12 protein-coding genes and 1 pseudogene are annotated in these 12,014 nt (G+C 30.3%); 4 read left to right on the plus strand and 9 right to left on the minus strand.

Annotated features, from left to right (window positions below):
- Window positions 1–40 precede the first annotated feature (40 nt).
- The 3 genes from STRPS_RS10660 to STRPS_RS00270 all read right to left on the minus strand — a co-directional run bounded on the left by STRPS_RS10660 (window position 41) and on the right by STRPS_RS00270 (window position 1,934).
- Window positions 41–196, minus strand: coding sequence for a hypothetical protein (locus tag STRPS_RS10660; RefSeq protein ID WP_002837550.1), 156 nt, complete (start codon window positions 194–196; stop codon window positions 41–43).
- Window positions 197–737: 541 nt separating this feature from the next.
- Complete coding sequence (locus STRPS_RS00265; RefSeq protein ID WP_007891108.1) at window positions 738–1,148, minus strand: sigma-70 family RNA polymerase sigma factor; 411 nt, start codon at window positions 1,146–1,148, stop codon at window positions 738–740.
- Between the two features lie 270 nt (window positions 1,149–1,418).
- Window positions 1,419–1,934: a hypothetical protein gene (locus STRPS_RS00270; RefSeq protein WP_007895946.1), complete on the minus strand. Its 516-nt coding sequence runs from the start codon at window positions 1,932–1,934 to the stop codon at window positions 1,419–1,421.
- Between the two features lie 194 nt (window positions 1,935–2,128).
- On the opposite strand from STRPS_RS00270, the gene STRPS_RS00275 reads away from it, so the two are divergent.
- From STRPS_RS00275 to STRPS_RS00290, 4 genes are read left to right on the plus strand one after another with little or no spacing between them, the layout of a single operon-like run.
- On the plus strand, window positions 2,129–2,530 hold the full coding sequence (locus STRPS_RS00275) for a helix-turn-helix domain-containing protein (protein ID WP_004026815.1): 402 nt from the start codon (window positions 2,129–2,131) through the stop codon (window positions 2,528–2,530).
- Window positions 2,531–2,538: 8 nt separating this feature from the next.
- A complete protein-coding gene (locus STRPS_RS00280; protein WP_007891063.1) occupies window positions 2,539–3,087 on the plus strand; it encodes an ImmA/IrrE family metallo-endopeptidase in 549 nt (182 codons plus the stop codon).
- Window positions 3,088–3,095: 8 nt separating this feature from the next.
- Window positions 3,096–3,578, plus strand: a complete 483-nt coding sequence (locus tag STRPS_RS00285) for a ligand-gated ion channel (RefSeq protein WP_007891069.1) — start codon at window positions 3,096–3,098, stop codon at window positions 3,576–3,578.
- A complete protein-coding gene (locus STRPS_RS00290) occupies window positions 3,571–4,644 on the plus strand; it encodes a virulence RhuM family protein (protein WP_007895928.1) in 1,074 nt (357 codons plus the stop codon). The genes STRPS_RS00285 and STRPS_RS00290 overlap by 8 nt, the downstream gene beginning before the upstream one ends.
- Before the next feature lie 99 nt (window positions 4,645–4,743).
- Here the strand turns inward: STRPS_RS00290 and STRPS_RS10280 are convergent.
- From STRPS_RS10280 to STRPS_RS00315, 6 genes and pseudogenes are all read right to left on the minus strand, one after another.
- Window positions 4,744–4,897 (minus strand): annotated as a pseudogene (locus tag STRPS_RS10280) (sigma-70 family RNA polymerase sigma factor); the annotation flags it as partial.
- A 134-nt stretch (window positions 4,898–5,031) separates the two neighbouring features.
- Window positions 5,032–6,396: an MATE family efflux transporter gene (locus tag STRPS_RS00295; RefSeq protein WP_007891091.1), complete on the minus strand. Its 1,365-nt coding sequence runs from the start codon at window positions 6,394–6,396 to the stop codon at window positions 5,032–5,034.
- Between the two features lie 21 nt (window positions 6,397–6,417).
- A complete protein-coding gene (locus STRPS_RS00300) occupies window positions 6,418–8,163 on the minus strand; it encodes an ABC transporter ATP-binding protein (protein ID WP_007891026.1) in 1,746 nt (581 codons plus the stop codon).
- The gene (locus tag STRPS_RS00305; protein ID WP_007891092.1) at window positions 8,164–9,876 is read right to left on the minus strand and encodes an ABC transporter ATP-binding protein; all 1,713 of its coding nucleotides are present in this window, start codon (window positions 9,874–9,876) and stop codon (window positions 8,164–8,166) included.
- 15 nt (window positions 9,877–9,891) lie between these two features.
- Complete coding sequence (locus STRPS_RS00310; protein WP_007891043.1) at window positions 9,892–11,376, minus strand: ABC transporter ATP-binding protein; 1,485 nt, start codon at window positions 11,374–11,376, stop codon at window positions 9,892–9,894.
- 11 nt (window positions 11,377–11,387) lie between these two features.
- The coding region (locus tag STRPS_RS00315) for an energy-coupling factor transporter transmembrane component T (protein WP_037598833.1) at window positions 11,388–12,014 on the minus strand (627 nt) is incomplete at its 5' end.

Below are 12,014 nucleotides of genomic sequence, written 5' to 3' on the forward strand. Positions count from 1 at the left end.
ATATTTTACCGCACCCAAGTTTTTAAGTCAGCACCCCAGCTTATAGTCTTATACAAGCTCTACATAAATAAAGCTCAACAATATCTAGTAAGTCGAGGGACTCTTTATCACTTTGAGTGTAAGTAATTTTTTTAGAATAATCTTCTTTTGATATTTGCTCTTTAGGTTTATATTTCTTCTTTTCTTTTGTATTCATAGGTTTTACCTCACAATATAAAATTAAAGTTTTTTGACATTGACAAGTGCCTTGGATTAGCAACATAGGAATCTCACCTCCGCCTCTGTTCAGGATGAGCCGGCTTCAACCTTAGAAGTATCATTATCCTCATTTTCTTCATAGCGAATAGGGTATCCCTCCCTATATTCAAACTCTTACTTATCGCTCCCTTTCTTCTTCCCTTGCTTTTAGCTTAGCAGTACTTGTTTTGCCGAATTATTCGGCAGAAAGATCTTGGCGGATAGGTTATTACGCTCCAAAAATGATTAATGTCTTGTCTTGGTCTATTCAATTGTTAAGGTTCAAAATTTATCGAGAGTTATTAATCTTTTTAAAATTTGACCATCAGAAAATACTTATCTTGATGAAACAAAATTGTTTAAAATTACCCTCTTATACTTAACAGTGAAAAGAAGTCTTTCTTGGTAACCAATTTTCAAAAAAAATTTGGTTAAATGAAAAGGTCCAATTCCCACTGCATAAGTAACAGTGAAAATCAGACCCTTTTGGTAACTTTCATCTAAAAATCTTCTAACATTTCCTTTAGTTTTTCTAAGACTTTATTACGCCTTTTAATAACGGCTGGATGAGAAATATTCAGTTTAGCAGCTACTTCTCTAATTGTTTCTTCTTTATAAAAGAGACTTTCTATTAGGTCTCTTTCAACAGGGTTGAGTTTAGAAATAGCTCTTCTTACTTCTTCAATCATTTCCTTTGTTTCGATAATTTTTTCAACATCAAATTCCAGATCTTCTAAATTTTCTTCAAAATTACCATCACGATCATAGGAACAAAAAAAGAAACAGTTATTTAACCTGTCTCTTCTCGTTTGATATTTCTCTTTATTCAATTCACTATGATAAGCAAGATACACTTCCTTGCTAACAACCACTTTCTTTCCTTCTACAAATAAATAATATTCTTTGTCCATTGTATTCCTCCTTAAAATCAATATGTCTTTTTTCTTTGCAGATAAAAAAAACATAAAAGGAGGGCTTCTAATTCTATGCATATATTCTCCTGGGCATAAAAAAAGACCGAAAGAAAATAAATTCTTTCAGTCAATAAACGCCAATATTAAATTTAGGTGCAAATCACCCATCATGGATATTATATATGCACTTAAGTACACATAAAATTCGTATATGGTACTTTTTTCATTCGGAAATAGTACGCAATAAGTTCGTCATAAATTAAGTCCTTAGATGTTCATTATTTCTTCAATGCTACGACCATCTTCAAGTTGGCTAATAGCAGTTGGTAAAGTATAACCCCAAATTATTACACCAACCAATGCAATTGCTTCCTTCTTTCTTTGATAATAAACAGTTCTCTCTAAAGATACACTTCTCATACAAGCTTCATCAGTAATCTTTTTTTCAGCAATGTAGTAGTTATAAATAATCTTATGATAGATTTCTCCATATTCTGGATAAACTTTTAGCCTAACACAAGCATCATAAATTATTAAGAGCATCAGCTTACTATCCATTACATTGGAAACTCTATTATTAAACTTTTCTTCAACTCTTTCTGGAGTAAATGTAGAAAGATACAAGTAAGCAGATTCTGAAGTTGATCCATAGTTTTCTTTACTCTCAAACATCATAAAATTTGCCCTACTATCTACTGCCCAGGTAACTTGTCTATATAAACTTAAAATAAGTTTTGCAGCTGAACTAATTTCTTCAAATTTCAAGTTGCTATCTGCATACATGTTCATTATATTCTCTAAAGTTTTACTTATTCTCAATCTAATCACCCCAATACAACTTATTTACAAACTTGAATGTTTGTGCTATAATATGAATATAAGTTCAGTTTGTATTATATCTCAAATTGAAAAATAATTCAAGTACTATTGTTCGTATTAAAAGTTATAAGTGCACATTAGTACAGGAGGTTAAAGTTATGGCTTTTGCGGATAGATTAAAGGAATTTCGTGAAAAAGAAAAGTTAAGTCAAGCAGATTTTGCAAAAATGATAGGAATAAGTACAAGAACTCTTGTACATTATGAAGACGGAGAAAGATACCCAAGAGATGTCGAGGTTTACAAAAAAATAGCTGAAGTTATGGACTGTGATTACAATTATCTTCTAGAAGAAAGTGACGAATTTTTAAATCGAGTTTATAACATGGGTGGCAAAAGAGAATTAGAAAAAGCTAGAGCATTAACAGAAGGTCTAAGCTCTTTATTTGCTGGTGGAGAAATTTCTGACGAAGATAAAGATGCTGCTTTTGAAGCTATTACTCGTGCTTATTGGGAGGCTAAAAGAGAAAACAAGAAATACGGTCGTAAGAAAAAAGATTAGGTGATTTTATGAGCATGAATCGCTATATATATGATAAGGTTAATCGACTTATAAAAAAATATAAGACACGAGATCCTATCGAATTAATAGAAGCTTTGAATATTAACCTGGTATATCTACCTGAAACAAAAATACTTTTAGGAATGTACCATTATATTCAAAGGAACAGATTTATTTTTATCAGTAGTAACACAAATTTTAATAGAAAAACGATATTAGCACATGAATTAGGTCACGATCAACTACACAGAGATTATTGTGTGAGTGGCGGAGCTTTTCATGATCAAACAGTGCTAAACCCTACAAATAAATTTGAAACTGAAGCTAATATTTTTGCAGCTCATTTATTAATAAGTGATGAAGATGTCTTCGATAATATCAATGATCAAGTTTGTGATTATGAAATTGCTGGACAATTAGGTGTGGATATAAATTTACTAAATTTAAAAATTTCTGAGTTAGCAAAAATGGGCAAGTTTAATAAACCAATTAATGTTAATACACCTCAGGGAGATTTTCTTAAAAACTATCGACCTGAACATGATGATTATTATTAGGAGACTCTATGGGAATTTTTATTGCAGGATATTTTTTATTAATCCTTTCTGGAATAGTTTTCTACTATCTCATCACTACCTACTCTGTAAAAATCTCAGCATTTTTGATTGATTTTATAGTTGTAGGTTTAGGATTTTATATATCCATAAAAGATAAACTAGATAACAAATTAGCTATTCCCCTTTCAATTACAGTAGTAATAGTTTATGGAATATTGCTAGTTTTAATAAATCAAAAGCTACCAAAATTTAGTAAGTTTTTAAACTATATAATTGCTTTTATAGGATCATCAGTCGCCCTATGGTTGGCACTTGATTTTATAACAAACACTCTAGCTGCTTTTAAAATAATAGGTCAAACTTATCATCAATTACCAATAACAAAAAATATGATGATAAATTCCTTTATACATTATGTAATTGTATTCTTAATTAGTATTCCAGTGTTTAAAGGTAGAATGAAATTTATACTTGGAGGAAATTATGAGTAAAGAAATGGATAAAAATAAAGACGAAAATCAAGAAAAAAAAGAACTTCAAATCAGATCTTCCGCTGCTGAATACTTGACTTTTATTGCAGCAAATGGTGATGACCAGGAAGCTATTGAAATTAGATATGAAGATGAGAATATTTGGCTAACTCAAAAGATGATGGCAGTTCTTTATGATGTTAGTGTCGCCACAATAAATGAACATCTTAAAAAAATCTATGCCGATAGTGAATTACAAGAAGAAGCAACTATTAGGAATTTCCTAATAGTTCAAAAAGAAGGTTCTAGAAATGTTTCAAGGGAAACAAAACACTATAATCTACAAGCAATTATTGCAGTAGGCTTTAAAGTAAATAACGACCGTGCAGTCCAATTTAGAAAGTGGGCAAACCAAATTGTAAAAGATTTTACAATTAAAGGTTGGGCAATGGATGATGAAAGACTCAAAAATTCTGGCACAAAACTTACCAAAGATTATTTTGAAAAATTACTTGTAAAAATTCGTGAGATTAGATTATCTGAGAGAAGATTCTATCAAAAAATCACAGATATTTATGCCACATCTTTAGACTATGACCCATCTGCAAAAGCAACAAAAAGGTTTTTTGCAGCTATTCAAAACAAATTGCACTATGCCATTCATGGAAAAACTGCAGCCGAATTAATTGTAGATAGAGCCAATCATAAAACTAAAAATATGGGACTTACTACTTGGGAAGGATCTCCAGATTCAAAAATTCATAAATATGATGTAGTCGTAGCAAAAAATTATTTAAACGAAGAAGAATTAAATCAAATGCAAAGAATTGTTTCATCATATTTGGACATGGCAGAACTACAAGCAGAAAGACATATCCCGATGACAATGGAAGATTGGGAAAAAAGATTAAATGGATTTTTAGAGTTATGGGATAAAGAAATCTTAAATGATGCAGGAAAAGTCTCTGCAGCTCTTGCTAAAAAACACGCAGAGAGTGAGTTTGAAAAATATAGAATAATACAAGATAGACTCTACAAAAGTGATTTTGATAAGTTCTTAGAGCTTGAAGATAATTTAAAAAAATAACTTAATATACGATTAACGCTTATAAGGGAAGAAGTGTAAATAATTTTGTGTATCAACCTAAATCCTGATTAAAAGGTAAGGGTTGATACATTTTTTATTCTTAATCTTCATTTGTGTGGCTACAACTTTTTCTACATCAACATTTTTATCTTCTAAATTATCTTCAAAATTCCCGTCATGATCTAATGATGAAAAAAAAGAGCAAGTGGTTTTTCTTGTCCACCTGCTCTAAATACTTTTTGTGTTCTTTTTCTAATAGTAATTGTATTTAATTTTTTAACTAAGTTATCTAACTTGTAAACAGCGTAAACCAAAGAAAAAAGGTAAATGTACTTTAATTATATTTATTTGCATATTTCCCTCCATTCCTTTAAATAAACCCACTTATTATTCATTACTTGAATTTTTCAAACTAATTTTATCCATCCTATTTAATTCCCCAAACATCATTACTACACCAGCTATTATCATAATTAAATCTACAAGGGGTTCTGCAAACCATACTGCTTTTACTCCAAATATCATTGGCAAAATAATCATGGAAGGTACGAATAAAAATAACTGCCTTAGCATGACTATTATGCCGGCTTTTTTAGCGTTTCCTATTGATTGGAAGAATGTTATAGTCATTACCATTACTCCATATAGGATAAAGATAGAATAAAATAATCTAAAGTTCCCTATCCCTTGAGTTATAATACTTTCTTCTACTCCAAATAAGGAAAGTATATTCTTTGAAAATGCTAATGCTGGTATCCAAAATATTGATGCAAGAACTAATCCTCCGATAGAAAATACCTTCATTGCTTGCCTTACTCTGTCATATTGCTTTGCTCCGAAGTTTGTTCCGACAACAGGTTGTAAACCTTGACTCATACCCCAAAGTGGAATGAATGAAAAGGCATATATTCTAAGTGTTGCTGCCATCAAGATAGCATTTGTATCTCCGCCATATTTAAATGACATTTTATATAGCATTGTTTGTTGAATCATAAATAAAATTTGCATCATCATAGCAGATGACCCTACGCCAAACATTTCTTTTTTTATTTCTTGATCAGGTTTAATTTTATTTATTTTTACTGCTTTACTTTTATATTTGAAGTAATGGAGTGTTATTATTGCTTGAACAAATTGTGCTGTAATAGTTGCAAGTGCAGCCCCTTCAATTGCATATTTTCCCATTAATTTCATTAGAATGGGATCAAGAATTATGTTTAAAAAAGCCCCTAGCCCCATAATGAGCATTGCTTTTTTCATTAATCCTTCTCCGCGCATAACCATGTTTGCTGATTGAGTAAAGTTTACAAATAAAGAACCAATGAAAATTACTCGTAAATATCTGATACCATATTCTTTAATTTCTCCACTTGCTCCAACCATATCTAAAAAATGTGGTGCAAGTAAAATTCCGCCTATTGTAATAATTGATGAGAATAGAATAACCCAAAAGATTAAATTCCCCATAATTTTATCAACTGTTTTTTGGTCACCCTTTCCTATAGCTCTTGATAAAACTGATGCTGAACCTACACCTATGAGTGTAGATACTCCACTATTGAAAAAGGTAAGTGGCATAGCTACACCACAAGCTGTCATTGCCGTTTGTCCTATAATATTTCCTGCAAAAATTCCATCCATTAGTGGATAAAGACCTATTACTATCATTCCTATTACAGCAGGGATAGATAATTGAAAAAGTAAATCTATAGGTCTTTTTGTTAATAATTGTTCTTTCATATCTTGTTTCATAAAATCATCCTCTATTAAATTTTATTCAATTTTCCAACCAGTAGCTTTTTCTCTTTTCTCAATAAAGCTCTTGTATATGTGTGATTTTTCCATAAGCTCTTTATGTTTACCAATACTTTCAATATTTCCTTTATCCATAACAACAATTTGATCAGCATTTTTAATAGTTTCAAGTTTATGTGCAATCACAATTACAGTTTTATCTTTTAACAAATTGTTTAAAGCAGTTATAAGTTGTTGTTCATTTTCTGGATCTACACTTGAAGTAGCTTCGTCAAGAATAACAATTCTGCTTGGTTTTAGCATAGCTCTTGCTATAGATATTCTCTGACGCTCTCCTCCAGATAAATTTGAACCACCCTCTTGTAAAACTGTGTCATAACCATCTGACAACTTCATAATAAATTCATGACACTGTGCTTGCTTAGCAACATTAATAACTTCCTCATCACTAGCTTCTGGATTTCCGAACTTAATGTTATTTTTTATAGTGTCATCAAACAAATATACATCTTGAAAAACAAAAGTGAAATTAGATAACAGATTGTCATACCTAAAATCTTTTATGTTATTATCATCAATCAATATTTCTCCAGAATCTACATCCCAAAATCTAGCTATCAAATTACAAAGTGTTGTTTTTCCACTTCCAGAACCACCTACAATTGCTGTAGTCTTACCTTTTGGAATATCTAAATTTAAACGGTTAAATAAATTCTGTTCGTCATATGAGAAGTCAACGTCCTTTAGATTTATATCTCCTTTTTCAAAGCTTGTTCTTGTGCCTTCTGAAATTGTTGGTAAATTCCTAAGTTTAGCAATTGAATCCAAGTTTTGTATAGCTATTCCTCTAACGTTTTGCATACTTCCAGCCATTTCAAAACCAGAAAAAACAATAAAACTAGACACTACAAGCATTACAGATTTATAATGATCAATTTCTCCTATGCAAAACCTGTAAATAGCTGAAAATATAATAAGACAAATCCCCAATTTAAATATAATTAGAAATATCAAAGCAGCAGGTGCTACAGTTTTTTCAACATTTATAAAACCTCTTCTATTTTTATAAATCTCTCTGTCCAATTCTTTAGTCATTTCACCACTTTTTCCAAATGATTTAATAACACTAATACCTTTAACATACTCCAAAGTGGATGCATTTAGATTTATTTTTAAAGCTTGTAATTTTTTAGTCAACTCGTCTGATTTCTTTTGAAAGATAGCATTGCATAACATTCCTAAGAATAAAGTTCCTAAAATTATAGAACCTGTAACTATATCAAATGGAATCATGAATATCGCCATTATTATAGTTTGAATTACCCCTACAAATAAAGTTTCTATTATATTAACTCCTACGGTTTCAAGTTCACCTATAACTGTGGTTAATCCGCCTGAAATGTTTCCAAGGCGATTACTGCTAAAATATCCCATATTCACTTTTTTTAGCTGATCACCTATATATAGCCTATTTTCTGCTCCCATATTGTAAGTTGCGATGTATTTATTTCTATCAGCCATATAACTAGATAATATTTTCCCTACTACACTTAGTAGAGCTATTGCAAATACGACATAGATGTCTTCTTGTGTAATATTTCTTCCTTCAAATATATTTTGAAATATTTTAAGTAAAAGCAACATTGTAGCTCCAAGGGATATTCCTTCAAATATACTTTTTAATACTTCAAAGAAAAACATCTTGCTAATTTTGGAAGATTCTTTTCCAGCTACCCAATATAACTTGTGAATTAATTCTTTCATTTACTCACCCCTATCGTTTGATAAACTTATGTGTGATTTCCACATTTTTGCATATGTTTCACTTTTTCCAAGAAGTTCTTTATGAGTTCCTTCTGCTTCAATTTCCCCATTGTTTAATACTATGATCTTATCGGCTCCTATTATTGTAGAAAGCCTATGAGCAATCATAATAACCGTTTTATTTTCAACTAATGCATCTATAGATTTTTGAATTTCAGCTTCATTATCTGGATCAGAATATGCTGTAGCTTCGTCTAATAAAACGATTGGGCTATCTTTAAGCAAAGCTCTTGCTATTGTAAGTCTTTGTCTCTCTCCTCCAGACAAGTTGCTCCCAGATTCTCCAATTATGGTTTCATATCCATTAGGAAGACTCATAATAAAGTCATGACAAGAAGCTTTTTTACAAGCGTCTTTTATTTCTTCAATACTAGCATTTTGATTTGCCATTCTCATATTATCTATAATACTTTTTCTAAATAGATAATTTTCTTGTGATACATAGGTTACAAGTTCCATGTTCTTTTCAAGAGAAACATCTTTAAGATTTACATTTCCTACGGATATTTTCCCTTTATTAATGTTCCAATATCCCGCAATTAGCTTAGCAATAGTGGATTTTCCACCGCCAGAATAACCAACAATAGCTGTAAGTTTATTTTCTTTTGCACTAAAGGATAAGTTATCAAAAACTTTTTTCTTATCATTATAGGCAAAACATACATTTTCAAAATTAATATCGTATGATCTTATTTTTTCCTCTCCATTACCTCGTTCTAACTCTGGTAACTCCATAACATTTTTTATTTCATCTATTACAACTCTTACATTCGCCATAGTATCCATATGACTCATAGCTTTAATCAAAGGTTTGTAGCAGGCATAAGATAATAAAACACACATTATTAGATTGCCTACTTCAATACTTCCATTCATATACAAGTATAAAGAAGTTGGTAAAACAAATAATAAAGTTGATGGTAAAACTTCCATTGCTGCTGTCATATAGAAACAAACACTTAAATACCAATTTAGCATACTGTCTCTATTACTATTTACAGCATCTACAAATTTTCCATATGATGATGCAGATTTATTGAATGCCTTTATAACTTGAATACCTCTAATATATTCAACAGCTGTTGTATTCATGTTTTTTGCGGCTTCTTGATAATTTCGTGATTTTTCTTCATATCCACCCATCATTAGAATTGAAAATAACACCCCTAGTGGTAATGTAATAAGATTTGCAATTCCAATCCTCCAATCCATTATAAAAATAATAACTACTAAAGCGATTGGAATGATAAGATTAGCTATTACTTCAGGAATAACATGAGCTATCGGTTGCTCAATTTTATTCAAAGTTTCTACCATAAACTGAGTCCATTCTCCACTAGATCGTTTTTCAATCTCTCCCATTGATAATCTATTAATTTTTCTTACAAGTTTCTTCCTCTCATCCTCTATTATGCGAAATGCTAAATTGTGAGAAATTAAAGTTGAAATCTCATGAAAAATAACACTTCCTATTAACCCACCTAAAATAAGCAAAATTGGTCTTATATAGAATTCTAAATCTGTATTACTAATTGCTATATTTTGAGTAATCTTAGCTAAAGCAAAATATGGTACAACACTACAAAAAACACCAATTACAGCAATAATAACTGATGATAAAATTTGTCCTATATGCTTTTTTAAAACTTCCATTACGCACCTCCTAAATTATTTAGCCTCCATAGCTCTTAACAGCTGTCCTATATTATCAATATAAAAATCTTCTGTTATTATCCCATTCTCTAGTTTTACAAGTCTATCACACGTCTTTGCTATAAATTCAATATCATGAGAAATTATCAAAAATTTTGTTCCTTTTTTTTGTTCCTCTTTGATTAATCTCCCCACCTTATCCATACTCCTGAAATCAAGCCCTGATGTCGGCTCATCCAATATAATAAAAGGTGTTTCTCTCAACATAGCTACGCATAGAACCAATCTCTGTTTTTGACCACCTGATAAAGTCGCTGGATGCTTATCTCTTATATCAAATAATCCAACTTTTTTTAAAAGTTCCTCTGCTTTCGTGATATAATCTTCTCTATTTTTTAACCCAGTTAATAATTCATCCATCAAATCTTCCCCAAATAATTGAGAGTCTAAATCTTGAGGAATATACCACACTTTGCTTAACCTCATCTTTTTATTAGCTTTGAGTCCATTTATCTTTATTTCTCCATCAGTCTGATTTTGAATCCCAGAATAAATTTTACCGAGTGTACTTTTACCTGTTCCATTTATTCCTACTAAAGCAATAGTCTCATTGCTATCAAATTTAAGTGACACATCTTTTAGTACGAAATTATTTTTATATTTTTTACTAATATTTTTCACCTCAAAATCAAAAGAATTGTCACTACTAATTTCTTTTTCTTTAACTTTGTGGTCATCTACAACAATATCATTAAGATTTATTGAGCGTAAGCCCAATGCATTTAAGTCTTTTGAACTGATTTTTTCAAATTCTTCTGCTTTATAACTATTTATTAAAGATCCATTTTGTATCAATAAATACCTATCAGCTATTCCTTTTAAATAAAATAACCTATGCTCAACAATTACTATAGTTTTTCCTTCATTTTTTAAGTCCATTACAAGTTTTGAAAATTTATATATTGATTTCAAATCAAGATTTGCAGATGGTTCATCAAATACATAAATAGATGGTTCAATGGCTCTTGCTGAACAAATTGCTACTTTTTGCCTAATTCCATAGGATAAATTGTATATCCTATTATTTAGCAATTTATCAATATTCATTTTCTCACTTGATTCATTTACTCTTCTTATTATTTCATCACGCTTATATCCCAAATTTTCCGGTCCAAATGCAATTTCTCCATTAACTTCATTGGCAAAAAATTGGCTTCTAGGATCTTGAAATACATTACCGACTAACTTTGCTATTTCCCAGGATTTTAAATTTCTAATAGATTTGCCGTCAACAAATACTTCTCCATCTAAATTTCCTTCGTAAAAATTTGGAATTAATCCATTTATAGTTCTTGTTAAAGTAGACTTTCCACATCCAGACTCCCCTATAATTACACAACATTCACCATCTTTAATGTCTAAATTTATATCTTTCAACTGTTCATCTTTATTGCTATTATACGAAAAAGATAATTTTCTAATTTCCAGTTTATTATCCAATGGTGCACCTCTCATATAAGACATAATATAAATAAAACAAAGCTTGCAGTTATTATAATTATGTCTAATTTACACAACTTGTTACTATAATATGAATCCCTTTTTATTGGGTTTTCAATTCCTCTAACAATCGCTGCTGCTGATAATTCATCTCCTACTTTTATAGAACGAAAAATTAAAGGAACTATAGCATATTCAAGAGTCCTCAAAGGATTTGATAAAATATGAAAAAAGTTACCTGTAAATCCCCTTACTTTCATAGCTTCTTTTATTGTTCTAAATTCCCCAGCAATTGTTGGTACAAATCGAATAATTACCGTTAATATAAGTACAAAATTTCGTGGCAACATTAATTTGTGAAATATTGAAATTAATTTTCCTGATGGTATCTTAAAAGTTAAAAATCCTGCCATGATTGGAACTATGAATTTATACAACATTCCCAAAAGCATTGGTGAAATTATAACTACACCACTAGGTATCATTTTTAATAACCAAAATGTAGTAAAACTATATATCATAAAATAAATTATGCTCTGTTTGATAAAACCAAAATATGCTAAAAGCATACAAAGCCATCCTACAAACAGAGCATGCATATAGTAACTTTTTGTAAATATTGACACCATACAGGAAAT

Source organism: Streptococcus pseudoporcinus LQ 940-04, from assembly GCF_000188035.1.
GTDB lineage: Bacteria > Bacillota > Bacilli > Lactobacillales > Streptococcaceae > Streptococcus > Streptococcus pseudoporcinus.